Genomic DNA, 24,784 nt, shown 5'->3' with positions numbered 1-24,784 from the left:
AGGTAATGTAATCTCCTGCATCATTTTCTGAGCTAACTGCAATAAATAAATTCTCTGAGCAGGTTATCACTAGCATCATCTAGACCAGCGTATCCATCAATAAAAACTGAATTCTGTGCTAACTACAAGATGAATGAGGAATGAAGCATGAGGGGTGGGAGACGAAGTACGTAGATTGAGAAGAGTTGTTTGAAATTTGAAGTAAGAAGTAAGAAGTAAAAATTTGAAGAGAAGAGAAGAGAAGAGAAGAGAAGAGAAGAGAAGAGAAGAGAAGATGATGAGCTGAGCTGAGTGGAATATTCTATTTGATTTGGTATGAATGTATTGGCGTATTGTACATATCACAGAATTTGTTTTTGACCTAATATATCGCTTGGAATATGGATTAAATTGTAAAATTTTTATAGAATATATTTACATGAGAACATAAGTTTGGTATAATTGAACCACACAGAACATAAGTTCTTATAGTGGGGTGAGGGCAATGAATCTTCTATCAGTCGCTAGTGATGCGTCAACTTGTCAAACAGAAGAGGCGTGTGAGGATTTTCTTATGAACTTGCGTTGGTCGAACGGTTTTCATTGTCCACGATGCGATCATCATGAAGCTTTCCATATTCGTACTCGCAAATTATTGGAGTGCAAAGAGTGTAGGATGCAAATTTCGATTACTGCGGGCACTATTATGCACAAATCGAGACTTCCTTTGCTAACCTGGTTCAGGGCAATCCAGACGTTATTTGAGCATGGTGCAGAAGTGACAGCATACAGATTATCTGAGCTTTTACAAATAAATTATCGAAGTGCGAAACTATTGATTCAAAAAATATGCTTTGCATTCAACGTTGAGGAAAGTCGCTTATCTGCATTTCAAGCAATGAAAGCTTCTCGCTCTGAATCAGTGAAAACGAAACCGGCTGCGCCTAAAAGAAAGGTGAATTTGTGGGATCGGTTTGATCTCAAAGCATATATGGAATCGAAATCACCATATGTAAATATAAAATCATTAATGAAAAGCTTAGTGTCCATTTATTTATATCCACGGTTTTTGAAATGTTTTCAGTTGTGAAAATGATAAAGGTGGCGGTTATCGCTTTATTTGACGTGCTTCCTAATTTCAGGCAAGATGAATAGTGAAGGAAATTACTATACTATTTACTTTGAATGAAGAGCTAGGTGATTGAAGATGAAAAGGGTTGTACAAGCACCCATCCATTTTTATAGGAAGTTTATTTCGCCATTGAAGCCACCAACATGCCGATTCTATCCAACATGTTCGCAATATGCGTTAGAAGCGATAGAGGTGCACGGACCCATGAGAGGGTCTTGGTTAGCCACGAAACGGATCTGCAAATGTCATCCGTTTCACCCTGGCGGTGTGGATCACGTACCTGCAAAGAGGATAAATTAATTTAGTGAATTCTGTCAGCTTGACATGTGGTTCTTTTTTTCGATATATTGTGCTTAAAGATGCTAAATATTGTTTTTTCGATGAACGGATAAGTACAATCGGATGCCTATGAACAGAGAGCCGGAGCAGGTGAAAGCCGGTATAGGAGAATGGTTGGAATATGGTCCCGGAGAATAGGCCTTCGAGCTACTCGACACTAGCGTGTAATGCAATGCATACACAAAGTTGCAGAGAGTAAGCTGGCCTCGTGTCCCAGCGTTAATGGGCAAGTCGTCATAGACTTACTGAGCCCCGAGCTTGTGAAAGGCGGGGGAACCTGGGTGGTACCGCGTGAGTTCAACTCTCGTCCCAAGATGGATGAGGGTTTTTTATGTTTTCTATAATTCACTATTGGAGGAACGAATGATGTCTGAGCAATCCAAAACGTTTTACATTACAACGCCAATTTATTATCCAAGTGATAAGCTCCATATTGGTCACGCTTATTCGACTGTTGCGGGAGATGCAATGGCGCGATACAAAAGATTACGCGGGTATGATGTTAGGTATTTAACTGGAACAGATGAGCATGGTCAGAAGATTGAACGCAAGGCACAAGAAAAAGGCACAACACCCCAAGCATTTGTAGATAATATTGTGTCTGGCATTAAAGAGCTATGGGCGAAGCTGGATATTTCCTATGATGATTTCATTCGTACAACGGAAGATCGTCATAAGGATGCTGTTTCTAAGATTTTTCAGCGTTTGCTGGATCAAGGCGATATTTATTTAGGTGAATATGAGGGTTGGTACTGTATTCCGGATGAATCCTTTTTCCTTGAGAGCAAGCTAGTTGATGGGAAATGTCCTGACTGCGGACGTCCAGTTGAGAAAATGAAGGAACAAACGTATTTCTTCCGGATGAGCAAGTATGCGGATCGTTTGGTGCAATACTACGAAGAAAACCCTGATTTCATTCAGCCGGAATCCCGTAAGAATGAGATGTTGAATAACTTCATTAAGCCAGGGTTAGAGGATTTGGCTGTTTCCAGAACGACTTTTGACTGGGGCATTAAAGTGCCTGGTGATCCGAAGCATGTTATTTATGTTTGGATTGACGCGCTTTCAAATTATATTACGGCGCTAGGTTTTGGGTCTGATGACGAGTCGATTTTCAAAACGTATTGGCCTGCTGACGTGCATTTGATGAGTAAGGAAATTGTACGCTTCCATACGATTTATTGGCCGATTATGTTAATGGCGCTTGATTTGCCGTTGCCGAAAAAGGTGTTTGCCCACGGTTGGCTGCTTATGAAAGATGGCAAAATGTCCAAGTCGAAGGGGAATGTTGTGGATCCTGTTACGCTTATTGACCGTTATGGCTTGGATGCACTTCGCTATTACCTCATGCGCGAAGTACCATTCGGAGCGGACGGAACGTTTACGCCAGAGAGCTTCGTTGAGCGCGTGAATCATGATCTTGCGAATGATTTGGGGAACTTGCTGAATCGTACGATTGTGATGATCGATAAGTATTTTGCAGGTACGATTCCAGCTTATATTCCTGGGGCAACTGAGTTTGACGAAAGTCTGCTGGAAACGGTTCGTTCGACTGTAGCGAAGTACGAAGAGTCGATGGAGAAAATGGAGTTTTCCATCGCGCTATCCGCGGTGTGGCAGCTGATTAGCCGCACGAATAAATACATCGACGAAACGCAGCCATGGTCGATGGTGAAGGATGAAGCCAAGCGCGAAACGCTAGGCTCCGTCATGTATGTGCTGGCGGAATCGCAGCGCATTTCTTCCGTACTTCTTCGTCCGTTCTTGACGAAGACACCGGAACTGATCTGGGCGCAGCTGGGCTTAGCAGCTGAAGATTTACCTCGCTTGACTGCGTGGGAAAGCGTGCAGTCCTTCGGGCAACTCCCTTCCGGCACCAAGGTGCAAAAGGGAGAGCCCATGTTCCCTCGTCTCGACGTAGCGGCAGAAGTCGCCTATATCGTCGAGGCTATGGGCGGCGGTGCTGCTGAGAGCACCGAGGAACCAAAAGCAGCTGCAGCTTCTGTGCCTGCTGCATCAACTGTACCCGCGCCGGAGCCCAAAGACGAAATCGGTATCGACGATTTCGCCAAAGTGGAGCTGCGCGTCGCGCAAGTGATTTCCGCGGAGCCTGTGAAAGGCGCCGATAAGCTTCTCAAGCTGCAGCTTGACCTCGGCTACGAGCAGCGCCAAGTTGTTTCCGGCATCGCGAAGTTCTACTCGCCGGATGATATGGTTGGACGCAAGGTGATTTGCGTCACGAACTTGAAGCCCGCCAAGCTGCGCGGCGAGCTGTCGCAAGGCATGATACTCGCCGCTTCACACGGCGATCAATTGACATTAGCGACCGTTCCGGATGCTATGCCGAACGGTGCGATCGTGAAATAATAACCGCAAACACTAGAGACCCTATTCCTGAATTTTCAGGGATAGGGTCTTTGCTGTTTGGGGTAATTTTGATGACAACGGGCAAGCTAAAGGAAACTAACCACGGAGTGAATGGTATGCAAATAGGGCGCATTGTAAAAGGGATCACCATTGTATTTTTGATCTTCACTTTGACTGCTTGCTCGTTATTCGGTGGGGGCGAGAAGAAAAAGGAAGAGGAGAAGAAGCAAGCTGAGGCTAAAAGTAAAGAAAGTGTAATCGATCAAGAATTGAAAAAGCAGTACCAGATGTTTAATGAAGTGATTGAATACAAAAAAGAGCAAAATGCGAAGCTCATTAAAGAGTCCGAGGAACGTTATAAAAAGCTAAAAGAAGAAGCAGACAAACCTACGAAGGGCAGCAGCGAGGAAAAACAAAAAGCCAAAGAAGCGAAGACAGAAGGAGAAGGATCTGGCGATTCTTCGGGCTCTGGCAATTCTGGTGGCTCTAGTGACTCTGGTGATTCTGAAGACTCTGGGGACTCGGAAGCGACGGAAGATAAAGATAAGTCAGAGGAAGAATCTAGCTGAATTCCTGAAAAATAAGAAATGGCCATGCTGTGAACACAACAGCTGGCTTTTTTGACTTTCCACCCAAGATATATTGACTTTGCATATTGCCTACTCGTATAATCAAATCGTTAATGATAAAAATTACGATTTAGAGTGGGTGCTGAAGAAATGACAAGACATGCTAAGCGGTTTATCTACATAGGTATAGTGATGATTGCTGCGTTTTGTATCGCAGGCTGTGGAAATTCCAAAGCTGGATTAGTTGAAGGAAAAGTGAATGTCGTTACTAGTTTTTATCCTTTGTATGATTTCACAAAGCAAATTGGCGGCGAACATGTGAATGTAATTAATCTAGTTCCTGCTGGTGTGGAACCGCATGATTGGTCTCCAAAAAGCAGAGATATTAAAAATATGTCGGGCTCGCAACTTTTCGTTTATCAAGGCGCTGGCTTTGAAGGCTGGGTCAAAGATACGCTGGGCAGTCTATCAAACAAGTCAACGGTTCGTGTGGTCGAAGCTAGTAAAGGGGCTAATTTGATCACAACTGATGATAAAAAAGAAGAATTTGATCCACATGCGTGGTTAAGCCCGTTAAATGCACAGAAAATGGCTAATAATATTAAAACAGCATTGATTGAAGCGGATCCAACACATAAAGATGTTTACGAGCAAAACTATCAGAAATATGCTGCGAAATTAACGGAGTTAGATAATAGATACAAAAAAGAGCTTGCTCAAACAGCTAAAAAAGAAATTGCTGTATCTCATCATGCATTTGCATATCTATGTAGAGATTACGGCTTGACTCAAATGTCGATCATGGGTTTATCACCAGATGCTGAGCCTACTGCGCAGGATTTAAAGCAAATTAACGCTTTTATTAAGGAACATCAACTCAAATATATTTTCTTCGAGGAACTTGTTTCGGATAAGTTGGCAAAGACGCTTGCGAAGGATGCGAATGTAGACACGCTAGTACTTAATCCGCTTGAGGGACTTACGAAAGAACAGTTAGATGCTGGCGAAGATTATATTTCGATTATGGACAAAAATTTGAAAAACCTCGTCATCGCGTTACAATAAAGTAAGCATGACCATTCTTGGTTAGTCAGGGGTAAGCAGATGGAGAATAGTGATAAAATGTTATGCCATCAGAAAATCATTTCGATCGATCGATTGTCATTTTCTTATGAAAATAAAACGGTCATCAACAATTTGCAATTTAATGTGTTTGAGCGGGATTTTGTTGGTGTAATTGGATCCAACGGGGCTGGAAAAACGACACTGCTAAAAATGCTAGTTGGCTTGTTAAAACCAACGAGTGGAGAGATCAGATTGTTTGATCGGCCGTTGAATCAATTCAAGGACTGGGAACGGATTGGGTATGTACCGCAAAAAAACGCGTTCAATCCGCTATTCCCAGCAACGGTAAGAGAAGTTGTACTTTCCGGCATGTACAACAAAAAGAACGTCTATCGTCGGCTATCGAAAGCCGAACTGCAAAAAGCAGAAGATGCGATGCTAGCGATGCGCATTGAGGATTTAGCGGATCGTCGGATCGGTCAGCTTTCCGGGGGGCAGCAGCAACGGGCTTTCTTGGCGCGTGCGATCGTGAACAACCCCGAGTTGCTCATTTTAGATGAGCCAACGGTGGGGATTGATGCAGAAACACAGATCGGTTTCTTCCGAATGATCAAGCATATGCATCAGCATCATCATATGACCTTTATCATGGTCTCCCATGATATGGACATGATTCAATCCTATCTTGGCACAGAGCCGCAGCAAGTTAGCGGCGGTATTAAGTTTTATGTGAAGCATACCCATGATCCGGAAGATTGCCGTGAGACGAATTTAACACATTCACTCGGCCAGATTCGAGAGATGATCGGAGTTCAGTAAGGTTATGCTTACGAAGTCAGTTTTCCTTTGGAAAACGTTAAGGAGCGGGCATTTTGGACATATTTACAGAGTACTTTTTTCAGCGCGCATTAATAGGTGGTTTATTGATCGGGCTTACAGCGCCATTAATGGGCGTTTTTCTTGTTCTCAGACGGCTATCTATGATCGGGGACACCCTAGCTCATGTTTCCATCGCCGGCGTAGCACTTGGTTTTTTAATCAATGTGTACCCTTTAGGTGTGGGATTAGTGTTTGCACTGCTTGCTTCCTTCGCTATCGAGCGTCTGCGGAAGGCTTATAAAACCTACGCAGAGCTTTCCATTGCCATCATCATGTCAGGCGGGGTAGCACTGGCAACGCTTCTTTTTACATTGGGCAAAGGCTTTAATATGAACGTGATGAGTTATTTGTTCGGAAGTATTTATACCCTTGATTCCACGGATTTATGGGTCGTTTTAGTTGTATGTGTACTTGTTATCGGTGTCATTGTTTTTCACTTCAAAGAGTTTTTCTTAATGTTTTTTGACGAAGATGCCGCGAGCGTAAGTGGACTTCCTTTGAAATTTTATAATATGATGATTACGATGCTTACTGCACTTGTCATTTCTGTTGCAATCAAAATCGTAGGGGCGCTTTTGGTTTCCTCATTGTTGACGATTCCAGTCGCATGCAGTTTGTTGATTGCACGTAGTTTCAAACATTCTGTCTTTTTAGCTATTTTATTCTCAGAAATTGCCGTAGTCGTTGGTCTTGTCGTAGCTGGAATATGGGATCTGGCACCTGGAGGGACGGTCGTTCTGAGCCTCATAGCTATATTGATCGGGATTATTTTAAAAAGAGGATTGAGGATATAAATTATGGATTCCGTTAATTTATGGATCGCCCTCTGGGCGGGGATTGCTTCCTTTATTTCACCTTGTTGTCTGCCTTTATATCCATCGTTCTTATCCTACATAACTGGTATTTCAGTCAGTGAACTGAAGTCAGGAAGAACAACTGTTCAAGTACGGCGTCAAACGATGATCCACACCTTAAGTTTCATCCTTGGCTTTTCCATCATTTTTTACGCGTTAGGTTTAACTGCAGGTTTCGTAGGTAGCTTCTTCATTGACTACCGTGACTTGCTCAGACAGATTGCTGCACTCTTAATATTTGTCATGGGACTTTTTTTACTCGGTATTTTTCAACCGCAATGGCTAATGAAAGAACGTAAGTTGTCGATTAAATTCCGCCCTGCAGGTTATGTGGGCTCCGTGTTCGTCGGCATGGGCTTTGCAGCGGGCTGGTCGCCATGTGTAGGGCCAATTCTATCTGCAATTCTTGCATTAGCTGCGACAGAACCTGGCACTTGGTTCCAACTTACCACATCGTATTCACTTGGCTTCGCGATTCCGTTCTTCATACTTTCCTTTTTTATCGGTTCAACCAAATGGATTTTGCGCTATTCCCAAACGATCATGAAAATTGGCGGGGGCTTGATGATTGTAATCGCCATTCTTCTGTATACGGGTAAAATGACGCAAATCACCCTTTGGTTGAACTCGATTACACCGGATTTCTTGAAATTTTAGATTAAGTAAAATATTCAATCTTCGCTTGAGGGAACTTTTCGAAAATGTGTTCCGTAATAAATTCCCTCAACGCGGTAGCTTGTTCATCTTTGTACACATATTTGCCTTTCCCATATTTGCCCCATTTATATTTTCTTTTTTCTTCGTCCATTTCCAACTTCGTCTTGGGATATCGCTTCTCGATAATATTTTTCGCTGTCTTCGTAAAGCGATGTTGGATCATCTCGAAAGTAAGGTCCGTGGTGGCTTCAGGTGGAAGCGTATTGTACAGCTTATCAATCAGTGTGGCGTAGCCTTCCTCCCAGCCTTCATGCCATATAATAGGCGCAATGATGAAACCAAGCGGGTATCCGGCCTTGGCTACTTTGCCTGCCGCCTCAATTCTTTCGTGAAATCGAGAGGTGCCGGGCTCGAAGTTTTTAATGACATAATCGGCATTTACACTAAAACGAAAACGGGTATGCTTGTTATGCTTGGCATCCAATAAAGGCTCCACGTGATGATATTTTGTGACAAACCGCAGCCTGCCGTGTTCTTGTTCACCCATGAACTCGATCAACTGTTTGAGTGAGCCGGAGATATGCTCAAGACCGACAGGATCCGAGGTGCACGCGGCTTCGAAGCGGGTGATTTCTGGCTCACGTTCCTTGATATACGCCTTGGCTGCACCGAGTATCTCGTCGATATTTACATAAACACGAATGTAAGGCTTCGCGCCCATCGTTGTTTGCAAATAGCAATAATGGCAATGTCCCATACATCCAGTCGCGATCGGAATCGCATATTCGGCGGAAGGCTTGGACGTTTCAAACTTTAACGTTTTCCTTATCCCAACGACTAACGTCCGCTTGGCAATCCGATATTTATCTAATTCCGATTCCCCGGGTAAATCACGTATTTGATTATGGGAAGTCGTCATATGAATATCTAGGCCTTCTTGTTTAGCCCATTCATATATTTGCTTTCCTTTCGGATAATTCATGGCATCTGGTTCAAAATAAACAAGCTCTGGCACAAAAATCGACGTGCTTGGTGTCGGTCTTGTTAATAGTTCCGTAGACATAGGGCCTCCTTTACAATTCGGAAGAGTAATCTATTATTTTAGTGTGCCAAAAAGAAGGCTTAAGGAATCATGGGAGATTTGACCGCATCTGGGTAGATGGATTATGATAGGTAAGCAGTATGGATTGAAAAACGCACAGCAGGGGGAAATATAGCAATGGCTACGCCAAGTATGGAAGATTATTTGGAGAGAATATACAAGCTTATTGATGAGAAAGGCTATGCTCGTGTTTCCGACATTGCTGAAGGGCTTGAAGTGCACCCCTCTTCCGTGACTAAAATGATTCAAAAGTTAGATAAAGATAATTATTTAATCTATGAAAAATATCGTGGTCTGATCTTAACGCCAAAAGGCAAGAAGATGGGCAAACGTTTGATGGATCGGCATGAGCTTTTAGAGAATTTTCTGATGACGATAGGTGTCCATGAGGATAATATATATAAGGATGTCGAAGGTATTGAGCACCACTTGAGCTGGGATTCCATTACTTGTATTGAAACCTTATTGGAATATTTCCGAAGAGATCCGAGTCGAGCAGATGAACTTATGAATGTTCGCAAAGAATTAGAGGCAGAGAATTAGGCAGAGACCGTTACGGGCTCTGTCTTTTTTATTTGGTCGGAATGTGGGAATAGAGACAAACTGCTATCGCATACATACGTAAGAAGCCCTATGAAAGTGGTGCAAGGGAGGGATGCGGTGTATGAAGATCAACGGGGTATTTGAAGGTGGTGGCGTAAAAGGAATCGCGCTGGCTGGTGGCGTTACAGCGGCCAATGAACTGGGGTATACCTTTCATGAAGTCGCAGGTACAAGCTCTGGTTCGATTGTCGCGGCTCTGCTGGCAGCAGGCTATACGGGTGAAGAAATGAGGGAATTGATCCTTAGAGCGCCATTTAAGTCGTTTATGCAGCGCTCTCCAATATTCAATACGAAAATCATCGGCCCTGCCGCGCGCTTGTTGCTCAAAAAAGGACTCTATTCCGGTGAAGCCTTGGAACATTGGGTCAATGAACAGCTTGCGGCTAAAGGTATTCGCACCTTTGGAGATCTTAAACCCAATCAGCTGCGTATTATTGCTTCGGATATTACCCATGGCAAGCTATTGGTTCTGCCGAACGATATCGCGCAATATGGCATCGAGCCAGGCAAGCTGTCGGTTGCCAAGGCCGTGAGAATGAGCACAAGCATTCCATATTTCTTCGATCCAGTCCGAATTCGCAGCCAAATAAAAAGCTCTGCGAAGGCTATGCCTTTCACAGAGCAGTTTACGTACATTGTGGATGGCGGCTTATTAAGCAACTTCCCATTGTGGGTGTTCGATAAAGCGATGCCACAGATGAAGCTGACACCTGTTATCGGCTTCCAGCTTGTCGGGAAGAGCGATACGCCTACGCATACCATCCGCGGGCCGATCACGATGCTCGAAGCGCTTTTCAGCACCATGCTGAGTGCACATGATGAACGCTACATCGAGCAAAAGAATCGCTTCCGCACCGTGAAAATCCCCACGCTAGGTGTTGGGAATACACAGTTTACGATCTCTAAAGAACTAAGTATGTCGCTGTATGAGTCAGGTTATCTGTCAGCTAAAGCGTACTTCAAAAACTGGTCAGCCAGCACATACGAAGAAAACTATGCGAAATATGTGATGCGGCCGCCAATAAAAACTTAGTTTACTTAGTGATACTTTGGAAAATCATCCTTGTCTGCATCTTTCGTACCATTGATGACGCGGAACTTGGCGTTCTTCGTTTTACCTTTTACATTGCCTCGGGGAATCGAAGGTTTCCTCCAACTGGAAGGTGGGAATTTATAAAGTAGAAAAATCACCCCAAGCACCAGAATAGGAATGAATAATACACGCAGACTAACGATCAAGCCTATGGCAATCAATACTCCTATGGCAATCTCAACTGGGGAAAACTTTCTTCTCATGCCCGTCCCTCCATAATTCGTTTTTCCGCTTCTAGCATGCGGTTAAATGATGCAATGGACACCTCAACTTGGCTGTCTTCAGGCTCCTTGGTTGTTAGCAATTGAAGCCAAAGCCCTGGATAGCCTAAATAACGAAGAACAGGTACTTCACGAAGTGAATTCGTAAATCGTAATACTTCATAAGAGACACCGATAACCAATGGTAACAAAATTAAACGCTGCACAATACGCTCGACCAAACCGTCATAGTGCAGGAAGGAGTAGATGACAACACCGATCAGAACGGTGAAAACGATAAAGCTGCTTCCGCAACGGTAATGCAGGGTGTTGAACTTTTGAACATTGCTTACGGTTAGTTCCATGCCGGCTTCATAGGCACTAATGACTTTATGCTCTGCGCCATGATATTGGAACAATCTCTTAATCATAGGTGTAAGGGAGATGAAGTAAATGTACCCCACCAGTAAAATGATTTTGATTACACCTTCTATAAGATTATGAAGAATTTGATTGCTAAATACGTTTTGAAACAAAAACTGTTCAATAATGGCTGGCACTAAGGTGAATATGAATTTTCCGAACAAAAATGAAAGAACACCAACGAAAGCAACGCCTAAAACCATCGAGATGCTAGAGAAGATGCCGCCTTTCTCTTCCTTTTTCACCGTGTTATCGTCACCTTCTTGCTCTGCGAACGACTCTGCCGAGAAATTCAAATGCTGTGCACCTTTGGCACTGGACTCGATAATACCTACAATTCCCCTAATAAAAGGAATCTTCTTAAGTGCTTGAACCCACGGAATTTCTTTCTTCGGTACTTCCAAAAAATCAAGGGAACCGTCTTTTTTGCGCACAGCAGTTACGTGCACATTTCTTCCTGCGAACATGACGCCTTCGATGACGGCTTGTCCTCCGTATATACTGTTTTGTTCTGCCACAAGATTCACCTTCTCATCTTTCTCGAATTCAGTTATCACTTTCTTATTGTAACGGATTCAGGAGTTGAATGCTACCGATAGCGACAGAACATACTATGATTGCCAAGGAAAAGACAAGCCTTAACGGTAGAGAAAGGAAGATGGCAGATGACAAGTGCGCATACCGCGAAGAAAAAGCAGACAAATCGCTGGGTATTTGTGCTATATATCGGTTTTTTTGCGGGACTGATATGGGGTGCCCTCAAAATTGTCGAAAATTACTTCAAATTTACAACCATAGGAATTGGTTTTCTTGTTGAACCATTTTTCAAACATGAATTTTTTAATACGTGGTCGGGACTGTTTATCGGGTGGGCCATGTTTGCGGTATTCTCAATATTCGCCGCCTTTATCTACATGGTAATGATGTGGAAGCTGCGCAGTCCGTTCTGGGGAATCGGCTATGGGGCTGTGTGGTGGGGCATCATCTACCTCATCGTGGGGCCGATTACGGGGATGGTCTATTGGATCAATGAATTAGAGTTAAACACGATCATTAGTGATTTCTGTTTATTTCTCGTATGGGGCATGTTTATTGGGTACTCCATTGCGATTGAATATACAAGTGCTAGGACAACAGAGGCTATACCCAAGACATGAAACTTATGGTAAAATATCAAAGGTTAATTAGCTCTAACTAGCTAGTTGCCTATGACGATTGTTGCGGGAGGATTTCCAATTGAAAAGGGTTCTAGTTTTGAATGGTCCGAATTTGAATATGCTTGGCATACGTGAACCTGGCGTATATGGAACCGTCACGCTTTCCACCATCATCGAGGGTTTGCATGAACTGGGGACTGAGCTTTCGATCGAATTGGAGAGCTTCCAATCTAACCATGAAGGCGAGATTATCGATAAAATCCACGAAGCGTATGGTACGAAGGATGGCATTCTTATCAATCCAGGCGCCTTTACGCATTACAGCTATGCGATTCGCGATGCGCTATCTACGGTTCAATTGCCTACGGTAGAAGTTCATATTTCGAATATTCATAAACGTGAGGAATTTCGTCATCATTCGGTCATCGCACCCGTTGTAATTGGTCAAATTTGTGGATTTGGCGCTGACAGCTATGCGCTTGGTTTGCGAGCTTTACTACCCCATCTGTAAGAAAGAATGGTGATTTCGATGCAGGAGAAACGTATTGAACGTCTTCGCGAGGTTATGCAACAGCAGGATTTACCGGCACTACTCATCACGAACGCATATAACCGTACATATGTATCTGGTTTCACTGGTTCTTCTGGCTATGTACTTATTACATTAGACCGTGCCATTTTATTAACCGATTTCCGTTATATGACGCAAGCGCCGCAGCAAGCCAAATTGTTTGAAGTGGTTGAACATAAAGCTAAGGCGATCGATACCGTAGCTGAGCTCTTGCAGCAGCAAGGGATCAAGAAGCTTGGTTTCGAACAAAGCGACGTTTCCTATGGTGATTTCTTAAACTATCAACAAGGGCTGCCAGGCATTGAGTTTGTGCCTACATCACGTCTCGTTGAAGTGATTCGTATGGTGAAGGATGAGGCTGAACTTCAAGTGATGCAGGAAGCGGCTGATTTGGCCGATGCAACCTTCTCGCATATCCTTAACTTCATTAAACCAGGTGTCAAAGAATTAGATATCGCACTTGAAATTGAAGTGTTTATTCGTAAAAATGGAGGTACTTCGACGTCCTTCGAGACGATCGTGGCATCCGGTGAGCGTTCGGCATTGCCTCACGGCAAAGCAAGTAATCGTATTCTCCAAATGAACGAATTTGTCAAATTGGATTTTGGAGCGTATTATAAAGGTTATTGCTCTGATATCACTAGAACGGTTATGCTAGGAAAGCCGACGGACAAGCATAGAGAAATTTATGATATTGTTCTGGAAGCGCAGTTGAATTGCTTGGCAAACCTTAAACCGGGCATTACAGGCAGAGAAGGCGATGCTTTCGCTCGCGATGTCATTGTAAAGCGCGGCTATGGCGATTATTTCGGTCACGGGACCGGGCATGGGCTAGGTATGGAGGTTCACGAATCTCCGCGCGTGTCGAAAACCGAAGAAACGATTTTAGCACCTGGTATGGTTGTTACCGTTGAACCTGGTATTTATCTCCCTGATTTTGGCGGAGTTCGAATTGAGGATGACGTAGTAATTACTGAGACAGGCATTAAAATACTTACACATTCTACCAAAGATTTTCTTATCATTGACTAGCGGAGGGATTTACAAGTGATATCAGTAAACGATTTTAAAACAGGTCTAACAATTGAAGTTGAGCATGACATTTTTACAGTTCTAGATTTCCAACACGTAAAACCAGGTAAAGGTGCTGCATTCGTGCGCTCCAAGCTGAAAAACCTACGCAACGGCAACACAGTTGAGCGTACATTCCGCGCAGGTGAGAACGTTGGACGTGCTCATATCGAGAACCGTGAAATGCAATACTTGTACGCTGCTGGCGACGAGTATACGTTCATGGATACGGAAACGTTTGACCAAATTACGCTTGCCCACGAGCAATTGAAATGGGAATTGAACTTCCTAATCGAAAACATGAACATTAAAATCATGAGCTATCAAGGTGAAATTCTTGGGATTAACCTACCGAAAAGCGTTGATTTGAAAGTTGTTGAAACAGAGCCAAGCGTAAAAGGTAACACATCTCAAGGCGCTTTGAAAAATGCGAAAGTGGAAACAGGTCTTAATGTCATGGTGCCACTTTTCATTAACGAAGGCGATGTACTTTCCGTTGATACAGATGACGGTAAATACCTTTCCCGCGCGAGCAACTAATCATGAATGAAAAAAGCCTTTCTGACTCCAATGAGTTCGAAAGGCTTTTTTTCTTTTCTTAGCACAGTCCGCCAATTATATGCTATAATATTGAATTGTTATGCACTAGTATGCGTTAGGAGTGGGTCAGCTTTGTCTCTTATAGTGATGAAATTTGGCGGTAGCTCTGTCGGTGATGCGGAGCGAATGAAACGAGTTGCAAAAAGAATCGTGGAGCGCAAACAAGCTGGTCACAGCTGTGTAGTTGTCGTTTCTGCGATGGGCGATACAACGGATGATTTGATCGACTTGTCTAAGCAAATTTACGATGGAGCCCCTCCGGCTCGTGAAATGGATATGTTGTTGACGACGGGTGAGCAAGTTTCTGTAGCACTTTTATCGATGGCGATACATAATCTTGGTGAACAAGCGGTTTCGTACACCGGATGGCAAAGTGGGATTTTCACAGAGCCTGTCCACGGTAAAGCGAGAATTACCGATATTCAGCCTCAGCGTGTATTGAATGCGATCGAGCAGGGGAATGTCGTGATTGTTGCCGGATTCCAAGGGATGACGGAAGCAGGCGAGATTACAACACTAGGCCGCGGTGGTTCTGATACAACGGCAGTTGCACTTGCTGCAGCAATCAAAGCGGATCTCTGTGAAATTTATACCGATGTAGACGGGATTTATTCAACAGATCCTCGTATCGTGAAAGTTGCTAGAAAACTGGCTGAGATTTCCTATGATGAGATGCTTGAGCTTGCTAACCTTGGAGCTGCAGTACTTCATCCGCGAGCAGTTGAGTATGCGAAAAATTACAACGTGACCCTCGTGGTACGTTCAAGCTTTAATTACAATGAAGGCACCAACGTGAAGGAGGAAGCAGTGATGGAGCAAGGAATCGTCGTTCGTGGCATCGCATATGACAAAAATGTAGCAAGAATTAGTATTCTGGGTGTTCCTGAGAAGCCAGGTCAGCTTGCGAAGGTTTTCCTAGCACTTGCTGAGGTGCAAATTGACGTTGATATCATCGTACAAAGCGGTGTCATTAACGGATCTGCTGATTTCTCTTTCACAACAACGTTAGCTGATCGTGAGAAAGCACTTGATGTTATCGAACAAATTCGCGCTGAAGTAGGCTTCCGTGAAGTGACTTCCGAAGTGAATCTTGTGAAGGTTTCAATTGTTGGCGCTGGAATGGTGAGCTCACCAGGCGTAGCAGCTACCATGTTCAAAGTGATTTCTGATCTTGGCATCACAATCTCCCTAGTAAGTACATCCGAGATTAAAATGTCTTGCGTCATTGACAATGCGAACCTAACCGATGTGATCCGTGCGCTTCACACAGCATACGGCTTGGACACTGCGGTGCAAGCTTTCGTTGGTGGACCAGAAGATCGCAGATAATTTTGCAAGCTTAATGGAGCTTGTCTGCAATAAAATAAGCAAGCTTCAATAAAAATGCCGTTATGCCGGCAGCCATTAATGGACCTACCGGAATACCGCGCATAAATAAGATGCCAAATATAGAACCAAGGACTAGACCCACAATTAATTGTGGGTCTACTTTTAGTAGCTCCAAGCCTTTTCCATTCATATAAGTAGCAATCGCTCCGCCTATAAGGGCAATGATCCCTGGCCAAGTTGTAAAGACGGATAGGATATCTTTCATCGAGATTCGGTCACTGGCAAATGGGATTAATACGCCAATGGTCAGGAAGAGCAAGCCAAACTCAAGCCCTTTGCGCTCCATCGTTGGAAAATAGCGCTGGAGACCAATTAGTTTAACAGCAAGTAAAAGACATGCCGCGGTCGTAATAATGGGAGAACGGCCTACGAGTCCAATAATAATGAGAATAACTAAGAGCATATCACCGTTCATGAACAAAACCCCTCGTCCTCATCAGTGTCGTCAATTTAGTTTATGAAGGGGGCTTGTATTTAGAACGCAGGTGAACTCTATCTATCGTTGGAAGGGAACCATCTGATCATGCTCCAGCACGGGAACACAATCTGTACTATTCGCTTTACTGCAAAGTTCGACGTCCGCGAGGAAGCCGGACTTTTTCATTTTTTTACCATTGCTGCAGGCGAGTATGGTTTCGAATAATCGATCCTTGGCTTGGAGATAGCTTCCGCGCATAGCCAGGCCGAAATCATTCGTGAGCATGTTGTTCTCCCCTAATAAGGCTGCGATTTCATTCACGATAAAGCCCGCGCACAAGCCGTCCTCTAATGAAAAGACATCCTGTGTACCTGCACAGACGATCACGGTATCTCGTTTAAGTTCGATTGCGGCCCCTGCAATAGCGCTGGCGTTCATAATCGCACCAGCGAGTACGCGATCGGCCTTAATCGCCTTTTGAATGCCTCTGGTGCCATTTGTCGTTGTTAATATAATGCGTTTGCCTTGTACCGCTGTACGCGTGTATTCCAGCGGTGAATTGCCAAAATCAAAGCCAGGGATTTTTTTGCAATAGCGCTCCCCTCCGAGTAAATCGCCATCGCGCGCTAATTCCTTCGCTTTTATAACCGTCTCTACAGGGACTACGCCCTTGCAGCCATTCATCAATGCGGTGATGATTGTGCTTGTCGCACGTAAAACATCAACGACAATGACGGTCTTATGGAGAAACTCGTCACTTCTTGCTTCGCAGATAGTTGCGATCACCTCGATATGCATGGTTCTATTCCTTTCTGTTACACAGGGACAACGTGTCAGAACGCAGTCCTCTCCTCAACGCTTCTAACGCAATAACCTCATCTGGCGAAATATTGCCCAAATGAATATCCGGACCCAGCGAGTTAATCAAATGCACCTGCTGGGATTTCAGCGGGGCTTCCCATAGGAGCTGGTCTCCTGAGATGGATGCAAGCACGCTTTGCAGTTCCTCATCCTTACATTTTCCGTTCCCATCGAAAATACCTACACCCATGCCAGATTCACGTGCCTCAATCGTGACAAGGGAGGCGCCTAGTTCGGAATCAATTAAGACAGTGTCAATTAATTCCCCTAATTCAATTGAGGAGCCCCAGCCTTTCTTTCCATACTCCGTAACCACTTCTAGCCCTTCGGCCAAACCTCTGGCAATCAGCTCATTCCGCTGTCTACGATCCATTTGAATGGTACCGTCCGATATTTCAACGCCATTAAATCCGAGTGCAAGGATCATGTCAAAAAAAGAGTCTACGGCATTCTGTTGTACAGCAACTTCCAGAAAAGTACCCCCGGGGTAAATGAGAATGTTATTCTCTTTGGCTAGGTTAATTTTGCTTCTCAGCACGGCTTGCGGATAGAGCGGCGATGTGCCGAAACCAAGCTTGATCATATCCACATGCGCACCTGAGGTGTGGAGTAAGTCTTGGAAGGCAAGCATGCCGAGTCCTTTATCCATCACCATTGTTTTCCCCAACGATCTTGGTTTAGGCTGCCGTTGTCCTGTAGGGTCAGCTAAAACGGGGTTCCATTTCAAATGAGAGGTCACTTCCATCAGTCTTTCTCCTCACTGTCCTTCGAAGGTTCAATTATGTGTACAGCATATGCATGAGCACAAATGGAGGTGCCCAGCATGCCTAAAATGAGACGAGCTCGCATATGGTAGGTGAAAAGGAGGTGATATTTTTGAACAAAATCGTGCTAACGATGGCTTCCTTGCGGTTGATGTCCGGGAGTATCGAAATTATTGCCGCTATTCTTATGCTCAGGCTGGCAACCATTGAGAAAGCGCTGCTGGTGAATTCAGCTCTAGCACTAGTAGGTCCTCTAGTACTATTAACAACGACAACGATAGGTTTAGTAGGCATAGCAGACAAACTATCATATGGAAAGATGCTGTGGATCATTGCTGGGGTCTGTTGTTTGTTTATTGGGATTATTAAAAAGTAATCGGTCATATTTCTTTCTAGTAAGCATAGAAATGAATATAGAAGACTGGACAACTTGGAGGGATGTCCCCCAATGCTAGCGAGTATTACACACTTGTTGCCCCAGAACATCCGATTTCTGTTAAGCGAGCTTCCACCGAACGTACAAGCTAGCGTGGAAGAAATCAGGGTGAGAGAGTCGCGTCCCCTTGAAATCAGCTGGGCCGATCGCTATGCCTTCATCAGTGAGCGAGGGCAGATGATTACCCAAGAAGCGCAGGCGTACAAGCCGACTAGGCAAGATTGTCTGACACTGCTAGAAATATTAACGAATCATTCGCTTTACACCTTTGAGGAAGAACTGCGAAGAGGGTATATCACGGTGTCTGGCGGTCATCGCGTAGGACTAGCTGGTCGCACCATTCTCGACCAGGGTCAAGTGAAGCAGATTCGCGATGTGAGTTCCTTCAACATTCGTATCGCGCGTGAGATTCCAGGAGTTGGTCAAGAGATTTTACCGTACCTTGTCGATCAAAGTTTGGGTACTATTCATCACACCCTGATCATCTCCCCGCCTCAGCAAGGAAAAACCACTTTGCTTCGCGATCTGGCTAGACTGATCAGTCGAGGCGAATGGGGGGCGAGACACAGCACGCTTTTAGGAAAAAAAGTAGGCATTGTGGATGAACGCTCCGAGCTGGCGGCGTGTGTCAAAGGGGTACCGAGATTTGATTTAGGTCCACGCACGGATGTGCTGGACGGTTGTCCGAAAGCAGAAGGCATGATGATGATGATCCGTTCACTCTCTCCTGAAGTTCTCATCGTTGATGAGATCGGTCGGACAGAAGATGCCGTTGCGATTCATGAAGCGGTCCACACAGGTATTCGTGTGCTAGCTACGGCTCATGGCGCGAACTATGAAGATGTGCTTAGACGGCCCGTACTCAGGCAGTTGATGGAAGAGGGAGTGTTTACGAAATTCGTGATCCTCCATCGTAGGAGAGGGGCGCCTGCTTCCTTTCGGATTCTGGATCAGCAAGGCAAGCTGGTTGAGACGTATGACGAACGCAAAGGACGATGGTGATGCTGAAATTTGTTGGCGGAGTTCTCATTTTCGGTGCAGCTTCTATGTATGGCTTTATGCAGGCGGCTCATTATGTTAGGCGACCAAAGCAAATTCGTGGACTTATAGGTGCGCTAGGCCGAATGGAAACGGAAATTGCCTATGCCCTCACACCGCTGCCAGAGGCATTTGCTTCATTAAGCAAGCAGGTTGTAGATCCGCTTTCTTCCTTATTTCGCCTCATGTCGGAACGGTTGCTCGTCAATAACGGCGAATCAACCAAAGATCTATGGCAAATGACGGTCAAGGAAGTCTGGGCAAGCACCTCCATGCGGCAAGCAGAGCAAGAGGTGATCCTTCAATTGGGACCTGTTCTGGGGCTTTCGGATCGGAGTGACCAAATCAAGCATTTACGGCTGGCGATAAGTCAACTTCAATCGGAAGAATCAGATGCCAGAGATGAGCAGCAGCGCTACGAGAAAATGTGGAAAAGCCTAGGAGTCCTAATCGGAGCGTTAGTTGTGATTTTAATGTATTAGTGGGGAGCAAATACTCGTGCATGACAAGTTCCTTGAAGGCGGAGTGAGGTGCCAGGAATGAATGTAGATGTGAATGCCATTTTCCAAATCGCCGGCATCGGTATCATCATCGCGATGATCCATTCAGTGCTGAAGCAGATGGGAAAAGAGGATATGGCACACTGGGTCACGGTCATAGGCTTCGTGGTCGTGCTTTTTATGGTCGTAAGTATGCTGGATAACTTATTTAAAGAAATTAAAACCATTTTCCTATTCCAATGAGGTGGTCTGATGGAAATCATCCAAATCGTAGGATTAGGACTCATCGTTACGATATTGACGCTCATTATCAAGGAACAGAAACCAATGTTCGCTTTTTTATTAGCCGCTTTTACGGGCATTGTCATTTTCTTGTTTTTAATAGGTAAAATATCTTCGGTCATCGCCGTACTTGAGGATTTAGCGGTGAAGTCCAACGTCAACATCGTTTTTCTCAAAACGATTCTGAAGATCATAGGCGTTGCGTACATCGCCGAGTTTGGCGCACAGATTGTCCGCGATGCCGGTCAAGATTCCATTGCCTCCAAAATTGAGCTCGCAGGTAAGGTGCTCATTATGGTCATGGCCATCCCGATCATTACAGTCATTATCGAGACCGTGGTTAAACTACTCCCTGCTTAGTAGATTCACCTAAGGAGTGACACGCATGTACCCACTTTATTCGCACCAGAAGCTGAACAACCGGTGGATCTTACTGTTCATACTGACCATGGGCTTATGGCTTGGCTTGTCGGGCTCCTTAATGGCTGAATCGCCAACCGATCTCATGATTAAAGAGCAAGCCGACCGTCTGAATACGGAACCCGTCGAGCAATATTGGGATAAGCTGATGAAGGACTATGGGGGTTATTTCCCAGAAAGTAAGACGCCAACCTTCATGGAGCTGCTCCTAGGAACTAAGGGCATTAGTATGAAGAGTATTTTCAAGGGACTTCTCAAGTATGTGTTTCATGAAATTATTATCAATGGCAAATTGTTGGCTTCGATCGTCGTTTTGACCGTCTTTAGCATGATTCTGGAGACGCTGCAAAGCTCCTTTGAACGAAACACGGTCAGCAAGCTAGGCTACACGATCACGTATATGGTGCTCATTATTATCGCGATCAACAGCTTCAGCGTTGCGATCGGGTATGCCAAAACGGCCATTTCGTCCATGATCCAATTCATGTTCGCCATCATGCCATTGCTGCTCACATTACTAGCGTCCATGGGAAATGTCACTTCAGTCGCCATTCTTCATCCACTGATCGTGTTCATGATTCACTCGGTGGGTACAGCCATTTATGTGTTTGTCTTCCCGCTTTTGTTCTTCTCGGCAGTGCTGCACATCGTCAGCTCGCTTAGCGATAAGTTTAAGGTGACCCAATTAGCGAATCTGCTGCGCACTGTCAGTTTAAGCATGCTGGGTGTATTCGTAACAGTCTTTCTAGGTGTCATCTCCATTCAAGGCACAGCGGGCGCTGTACGAGATGGCGTTGCGATTCGAACGGCAAAATACATTACTGGGAATTTCGTTCCCGTCGTAGGTCGATTATTTTCAGACGCGACAGAAACGGTCATCGGGGCATCCTTACTGGTTAAAAATGCGATAGGACTCGTAGGTGTCGTCATCCTCGTTCTCTTGTGTGCGTTTCCGGCGATCAAAATCTTAACGCTGGCTTTCATCTACAACCTGTCAGCGGCACTGATGCAGCCCTTGGGGGACAGTCCAATCATTGCTTGTCTACAAACGATCGGTAAAAGCTTGATTTATGTTTTTGCTGCCTTGGCAGCCGTAAGCTTAATGTTCTTCTTGGCCCTGACAATAATGATCACGATTAGCAATGTTTCCGTCATGATGAGGTGAAAGGAGCCCAGCGATGGATTGGTTAGCAGGATGGCTGAAAACCGTCATTATGGTCATAATGCTTGCGACGTTTGTTGATCTTCTACTCCCCAGCAATACGATGCAGCGGTATGTGAAGACGGTTTTGAGTCTCTTTATTCTACTGACGCTGCTCACCCCTGTGCTTCAGCTCTTTCAGAAAGACTGGGATATGGACCAGCTGCTGAGTCAAGCGGAGAAGTCGCAGAGTGAGAAAACGATGCTTGCCGGAAGCTTTGGCAATCAGACGCAAATGAAATCTTTGGAAGCCATCTCGAAAGATGCGAACAAGATTCAAGATGCCGAACACAAGAAAACACAACAATTGGTACAGACGCAATTAGCTGCCTTAATGAAAGAAGACTTGCAGAAACAAACAGAATGGCCAATCCAAGAAGTTCTAGTGCAAGTGCAGGTAGACAATAACGGGAAGCCCAGCATAACCAATGTGAAGGTAACCCTTGATGATATAGAAATGAAGAAGCAACCGGCAAATACAAGCAAAAGCATTGCTGCGATGGAGCCAGTCAAGCCTGTGGAGCCAATCAAAATCGGTTCTGCCGCGACAGCGCAAGATCGTATGGCAAGTACAGAAGGCCGTGCCGAGTCAACGGATCGTGCAATTCCTAGTGCGCAAGAGATGGACCAGCTCAAGCAAGGGATTTCACGAAACTGGCTTGTGGATCCAGCCAAAATCGAAATCGGAACAGCACAAAGTAAAGGATGGATGGCGAGGTGAATGGATGGGAACATTGCTGCAATGGATGGAGCACAAATTCGGCGGCGGACCAGGAGGGCCTAAACGTAAAAATACGTTATTGTGGGTCATCATGGTAGGGCTTTTAGGAGCTGCGCTAATGATATTAAACGCCTTTATAAATGTAAAAGAACTGGATCCCATCAGCACAGGTAGAGCGTCTCCTCCGCCCGAGAGTAAAGCAGCATTTGTAGGAAGCTCGTCCAAGGATAGCACAGGCTTTCATGATTACGAGCAAGCTTATGGCGACCAGCTGAAGAGCATCCTGCAAAAAATCGTCGGTGTCGGCGAGGTGGAAGTACTCGTTACCATTGAATCTACGGAGGAAATGACCGTTGACAAAAATTATAACGACAATCAGACCATGACGACAGAACGAGACAATGGTGGAGCAACACGCAACGTATCCCAGGTAACGCGGAGCGGCGAAGTCGTGATTTATCAAGTGTCAGGTGACCAGAAGCCGCTTGTGCTCAAATACATTAAACCCAAAATCAGAGGTGTCATTGTTGTTGCGAAAGGCGCCGAAAATCTCACGGTGAAGAAAATGATTATGGAAGCCGTTGAGCGAGGAATGGACGTTCAAGCTAGTAAAATTTCGATTTTACCACGCAAAACAGGGGAATAAAATCAGGAAATTATCTAACTATTCTAAGGAGGAATAAACAATGAATGCAAAAAGACAAACAATTTGGCTCGTATCGATGCTTAGCTTGATGGTGGTGCTGTCCGCGTATTATCTATTCACAGAGGATGTAAATAAGCTGGATCTCGCATCTACGGATGCCATCACTAAAACGCAAGAAGTGAAAATCGACATGAGTCAAGTGGATCCAGTTACAGGTGCTAAAACAGATGTGAAAACAACGGGCGCACAAACTGACACAAAATCGACAACACCGCAAACTTCGACAAAAACCGACACAAAAGCAACAACGACGCAAGATGCCTCCAAAACGACGACAAAAGATGCAACGAAGCCAACAACAACTAAAACAGACGAACAAGTCTTGAAGCAAGTTGAAGAGCAAGCGAAAACGACATCGGCCAACGATTATTTCACAAATGAACAAGTGAAACAAAACAATTACTTCAGCAAAGTTTCGACAGATTTGATGACAATTATCTTGGATTCCAAGAAAACGCCTGAAGCGGTAGCGAAAGCAACAAACGATTTGTCTGCGTTGACAGATCTGCAAGAAAAAATTGAAAATCTACAAGATTTGCTCATTCAAGATTACCCGCAAGCGGTTATTAATCAAGACGGCAGCAAGTGGAAAGTAACGGTTCAAGCGGATAAATTGGAAAAAAGCCAAGGCGTAACTATCGTCGATATGGTTGTGAAAGAGCTGGGTGCAACACCTGAAAATATCAAGATTCAGTACGTACGTCCATAGTATTCGAACAAAGTTTAGGGTACTCAAAATGGTGGTGGAAAGGGTCCGGATAAACTGGACTCTTTCCATTTCGTGCGTTTATGGGTATAATACATACGTTGCGGCTATGAAAACGCATTTTTAAGGATTCACCAACGTCTAAAGGAGTGACTTGAATGTTTAAATTGAGTGAAATCAAAGAGTTAATTAAACTCGTCGATCAATCCTCTTTACAAGAGCTGGAAATTGAAAATGAAGGTGCGCGCCTTTCGATTCGTAAGCCGAATAAAGCGGAGCCTGTCTATGTATCCGCCCCAGTTCAACACACATATGCACCAATGGCACAACCTAACTATGCAAATACAGTACCTGCTTCCGCTGCTATTGAAGCATCCGTACATACTAACGGACAAGCCAAGCAAGAGGATTCATCTTTACATAAGATCGTATCTCCGATGGTAGGAACGTTCTATCAATCCGCTTCGCCAGGCGCTGCGCCTTTCGTAAGCGCTGGCTCTAAAGTGAATGACAAGACGGTCGTTTGTATTGTGGAAGCTATGAAATTAATGAATGAAATCGAAGCTGAAATCAAAGGCGAGATCGTTGAAGTTCTCGTTGAAAATGGACAACTAGTAGAATACGGACAACCTTTATTTTTGGTTAGACCGGAGTAGTTGCGTTTGCAAGCTTAGGCTGACA

31 protein-coding genes and 1 pseudogene are annotated in these 24,784 nt (G+C 44.6%); 26 read left to right on the top strand and 6 right to left on the bottom strand.

Features of this window, described 5'->3' with window-relative positions; genetic code table 11:
- Positions 1 to 484 precede the first annotated feature (484 nt).
- The 9 genes and pseudogenes from AC58UX_RS23255 to AC58UX_RS23215 all read left to right on the top strand — a co-directional run.
- Positions 485 to 649 (top strand): annotated as a pseudogene (locus AC58UX_RS23255) (transposase family protein); the annotation flags it as partial.
- Positions 650 to 655: 6 nt separating this feature from the next.
- Entirely contained in the window at positions 656 to 1,069 is a 414-nt protein-coding gene (locus tag AC58UX_RS23250) for a hypothetical protein (protein ID WP_497257288.1), read from the top strand.
- A 117-nt stretch (positions 1,070 to 1,186) separates the two neighbouring features.
- Positions 1,187 to 1,411, top strand: a complete 225-nt coding sequence (gene yidD, locus AC58UX_RS23245; protein WP_497257089.1) for a membrane protein insertion efficiency factor YidD — start codon at positions 1,187 to 1,189, stop codon at positions 1,409 to 1,411.
- Between the two features lie 405 nt (positions 1,412 to 1,816).
- Entirely contained in the window at positions 1,817 to 3,817 is a 2,001-nt protein-coding gene (gene metG / locus AC58UX_RS23240) for a methionine--tRNA ligase (protein WP_497257088.1), read from the top strand.
- 116 nt (positions 3,818 to 3,933) lie between these two features.
- The gene (locus tag AC58UX_RS23235) at positions 3,934 to 4,386 is read left to right on the top strand and encodes a hypothetical protein (RefSeq protein WP_497257087.1); all 453 of its coding nucleotides are present in this window, start codon (positions 3,934 to 3,936) and stop codon (positions 4,384 to 4,386) included.
- A 150-nt stretch (positions 4,387 to 4,536) separates the two neighbouring features.
- Entirely contained in the window at positions 4,537 to 5,451 is a 915-nt protein-coding gene (locus AC58UX_RS23230) for a metal ABC transporter substrate-binding protein (protein ID WP_497257276.1), read from the top strand.
- A 39-nt stretch (positions 5,452 to 5,490) separates the two neighbouring features.
- Positions 5,491 to 6,270, top strand: coding sequence for a metal ABC transporter ATP-binding protein (locus AC58UX_RS23225; protein ID WP_497257086.1), 780 nt, complete (start codon positions 5,491 to 5,493; stop codon positions 6,268 to 6,270).
- A 53-nt stretch (positions 6,271 to 6,323) separates the two neighbouring features.
- Complete coding sequence (locus AC58UX_RS23220; protein WP_497257085.1) at positions 6,324 to 7,124, top strand: metal ABC transporter permease; 801 nt, start codon at positions 6,324 to 6,326, stop codon at positions 7,122 to 7,124.
- 3 nt (positions 7,125 to 7,127) lie between these two features.
- Positions 7,128 to 7,841: a cytochrome c biogenesis CcdA family protein gene (locus tag AC58UX_RS23215; RefSeq protein WP_497257084.1), complete on the top strand. Its 714-nt coding sequence runs from the start codon at positions 7,128 to 7,130 to the stop codon at positions 7,839 to 7,841.
- A 1-nt stretch (position 7,842) separates the two neighbouring features.
- Here AC58UX_RS23215 and splB read toward each other — a convergent pair whose 3' ends face one another.
- Positions 7,843 to 8,904: a spore photoproduct lyase gene (splB, locus tag AC58UX_RS23210; protein ID WP_497257083.1), complete on the bottom strand. Its 1,062-nt coding sequence runs from the start codon at positions 8,902 to 8,904 to the stop codon at positions 7,843 to 7,845.
- Positions 8,905 to 9,060: 156 nt separating this feature from the next.
- Here splB and mntR point away from each other — a divergent pair, with 156 nt between their 5' ends.
- On the top strand, positions 9,061 to 9,486 hold the full coding sequence (gene mntR / locus AC58UX_RS23205) for a transcriptional regulator MntR (RefSeq protein ID WP_497257082.1): 426 nt from the start codon (positions 9,061 to 9,063) through the stop codon (positions 9,484 to 9,486).
- Between the two features lie 121 nt (positions 9,487 to 9,607).
- On the top strand, positions 9,608 to 10,579 hold the full coding sequence (locus AC58UX_RS23200) for a patatin-like phospholipase family protein (RefSeq protein WP_497257081.1): 972 nt from the start codon (positions 9,608 to 9,610) through the stop codon (positions 10,577 to 10,579).
- A 5-nt stretch (positions 10,580 to 10,584) separates the two neighbouring features.
- On the opposite strand, the gene AC58UX_RS23195 is transcribed toward AC58UX_RS23200, so the two are convergent.
- Together AC58UX_RS23195 and AC58UX_RS23190 are read right to left on the bottom strand one after the other, a co-directional pair.
- The gene (locus tag AC58UX_RS23195) at positions 10,585 to 10,842 is read right to left on the bottom strand and encodes a hypothetical protein (RefSeq protein ID WP_497257080.1); all 258 of its coding nucleotides are present in this window, start codon (positions 10,840 to 10,842) and stop codon (positions 10,585 to 10,587) included.
- Positions 10,839 to 11,729, bottom strand: a complete 891-nt coding sequence (locus tag AC58UX_RS23190) for a DUF1385 domain-containing protein (protein WP_497257274.1) — start codon at positions 11,727 to 11,729, stop codon at positions 10,839 to 10,841. Before AC58UX_RS23190 ends, AC58UX_RS23195 begins: the two co-directional genes overlap by 4 nt.
- 150 nt (positions 11,730 to 11,879) lie before the next feature.
- Between AC58UX_RS23190 and AC58UX_RS23185 the strand changes: the two genes are divergently transcribed.
- The 5 genes from AC58UX_RS23185 to AC58UX_RS23165 all read left to right on the top strand — a co-directional run bounded on the left by AC58UX_RS23185 (position 11,880) and on the right by AC58UX_RS23165 (position 15,990).
- Complete coding sequence (locus AC58UX_RS23185; RefSeq protein WP_497257079.1) at positions 11,880 to 12,419, top strand: YqhR family membrane protein; 540 nt, start codon at positions 11,880 to 11,882, stop codon at positions 12,417 to 12,419.
- A gap of 79 nt (positions 12,420 to 12,498) precedes the next feature.
- A complete protein-coding gene (gene aroQ, locus AC58UX_RS23180) occupies positions 12,499 to 12,930 on the top strand; it encodes a type II 3-dehydroquinate dehydratase (protein ID WP_497257078.1) in 432 nt (143 codons plus the stop codon).
- Between the two features lie 18 nt (positions 12,931 to 12,948).
- Positions 12,949 to 14,022: a M24 family metallopeptidase gene (locus AC58UX_RS23175; protein ID WP_497257077.1), complete on the top strand. Its 1,074-nt coding sequence runs from the start codon at positions 12,949 to 12,951 to the stop codon at positions 14,020 to 14,022.
- 15 nt (positions 14,023 to 14,037) lie between these two features.
- Positions 14,038 to 14,601 carry an elongation factor P gene (efp, locus tag AC58UX_RS23170; RefSeq protein WP_497257076.1) on the top strand — a complete coding sequence of 188 codons (564 nt, stop codon included), beginning with the start codon at positions 14,038 to 14,040 and terminating at the stop codon, positions 14,599 to 14,601.
- A 132-nt stretch (positions 14,602 to 14,733) separates the two neighbouring features.
- The gene (locus tag AC58UX_RS23165; RefSeq protein ID WP_497257075.1) at positions 14,734 to 15,990 is read left to right on the top strand and encodes an aspartate kinase; all 1,257 of its coding nucleotides are present in this window, start codon (positions 14,734 to 14,736) and stop codon (positions 15,988 to 15,990) included.
- Between the two features lie 10 nt (positions 15,991 to 16,000).
- Here AC58UX_RS23165 and AC58UX_RS23160 read toward each other — a convergent pair whose 3' ends face one another.
- The 3 genes from AC58UX_RS23160 to comA form a co-directional block, all read right to left on the bottom strand.
- Complete coding sequence (locus AC58UX_RS23160; RefSeq protein ID WP_497257074.1) at positions 16,001 to 16,465, bottom strand: DUF441 domain-containing protein; 465 nt, start codon at positions 16,463 to 16,465, stop codon at positions 16,001 to 16,003.
- 81 nt (positions 16,466 to 16,546) lie between these two features.
- Positions 16,547 to 17,266 (bottom strand): 2-phosphosulfolactate phosphatase, encoded by a 720-nt coding sequence (locus AC58UX_RS23155; protein WP_497257073.1) that lies wholly within the window; start codon positions 17,264 to 17,266, stop codon positions 16,547 to 16,549.
- A gap of 4 nt (positions 17,267 to 17,270) precedes the next feature.
- Positions 17,271 to 18,074, bottom strand: a complete 804-nt coding sequence (gene comA, locus AC58UX_RS23150; RefSeq protein WP_497257072.1) for a phosphosulfolactate synthase — start codon at positions 18,072 to 18,074, stop codon at positions 17,271 to 17,273.
- 104 nt (positions 18,075 to 18,178) lie between these two features.
- Here comA and AC58UX_RS23145 point away from each other — a divergent pair, with 104 nt between their 5' ends.
- The 10 genes from AC58UX_RS23145 to accB all read left to right on the top strand — a co-directional run bounded on the left by AC58UX_RS23145 (position 18,179) and on the right by accB (position 24,759).
- A complete protein-coding gene (locus AC58UX_RS23145; RefSeq protein WP_497257071.1) occupies positions 18,179 to 18,469 on the top strand; it encodes a YqhV family protein in 291 nt (96 codons plus the stop codon).
- Between the two features lie 72 nt (positions 18,470 to 18,541).
- Positions 18,542 to 19,531 carry a stage III sporulation protein AA gene (gene spoIIIAA / locus AC58UX_RS23140; protein ID WP_497257070.1) on the top strand — a complete coding sequence of 330 codons (990 nt, stop codon included), beginning with the start codon at positions 18,542 to 18,544 and terminating at the stop codon, positions 19,529 to 19,531.
- Positions 19,531 to 20,049: a stage III sporulation protein SpoIIIAB gene (gene spoIIIAB, locus AC58UX_RS23135; protein WP_497257272.1), complete on the top strand. Its 519-nt coding sequence runs from the start codon at positions 19,531 to 19,533 to the stop codon at positions 20,047 to 20,049. Before spoIIIAA ends, spoIIIAB begins: the two co-directional genes overlap by 1 nt.
- A gap of 57 nt (positions 20,050 to 20,106) precedes the next feature.
- Positions 20,107 to 20,310 (top strand): stage III sporulation protein AC, encoded by a 204-nt coding sequence (spoIIIAC, locus tag AC58UX_RS23130; RefSeq protein WP_056614718.1) that lies wholly within the window; start codon positions 20,107 to 20,109, stop codon positions 20,308 to 20,310.
- Between the two features lie 9 nt (positions 20,311 to 20,319).
- Positions 20,320 to 20,709 carry a stage III sporulation protein AD gene (gene spoIIIAD / locus AC58UX_RS23125; protein WP_497257069.1) on the top strand — a complete coding sequence of 130 codons (390 nt, stop codon included), beginning with the start codon at positions 20,320 to 20,322 and terminating at the stop codon, positions 20,707 to 20,709.
- 25 nt (positions 20,710 to 20,734) lie between these two features.
- On the top strand, positions 20,735 to 21,934 hold the full coding sequence (gene spoIIIAE / locus AC58UX_RS23120) for a stage III sporulation protein AE (protein ID WP_497257068.1): 1,200 nt from the start codon (positions 20,735 to 20,737) through the stop codon (positions 21,932 to 21,934).
- A 13-nt stretch (positions 21,935 to 21,947) separates the two neighbouring features.
- Positions 21,948 to 22,691, top strand: a complete 744-nt coding sequence (gene spoIIIAF, locus AC58UX_RS23115; protein ID WP_497257067.1) for a stage III sporulation protein AF — start codon at positions 21,948 to 21,950, stop codon at positions 22,689 to 22,691.
- A gap of 4 nt (positions 22,692 to 22,695) precedes the next feature.
- Positions 22,696 to 23,337: a stage III sporulation protein AG gene (gene spoIIIAG / locus AC58UX_RS23110; protein ID WP_497257066.1), complete on the top strand. Its 642-nt coding sequence runs from the start codon at positions 22,696 to 22,698 to the stop codon at positions 23,335 to 23,337.
- Positions 23,338 to 23,377: 40 nt separating this feature from the next.
- Complete coding sequence (locus AC58UX_RS23105; protein WP_497257064.1) at positions 23,378 to 24,106, top strand: SpoIIIAH-like family protein; 729 nt, start codon at positions 23,378 to 23,380, stop codon at positions 24,104 to 24,106.
- Between the two features lie 155 nt (positions 24,107 to 24,261).
- Positions 24,262 to 24,759, top strand: a complete 498-nt coding sequence (accB, locus tag AC58UX_RS23100; protein WP_497257062.1) for an acetyl-CoA carboxylase biotin carboxyl carrier protein — start codon at positions 24,262 to 24,264, stop codon at positions 24,757 to 24,759.
- The last annotated feature ends 25 nt before the right edge of the window (positions 24,760 to 24,784 follow it).

The sequence above is a fragment of the Paenibacillus sp. J22P90 genome (assembly GCF_059692195.1).
The sequence above is the reverse complement of the archived record's forward strand: the minus strand, read 5'-3'. Positions and strand labels throughout refer to the sequence as shown.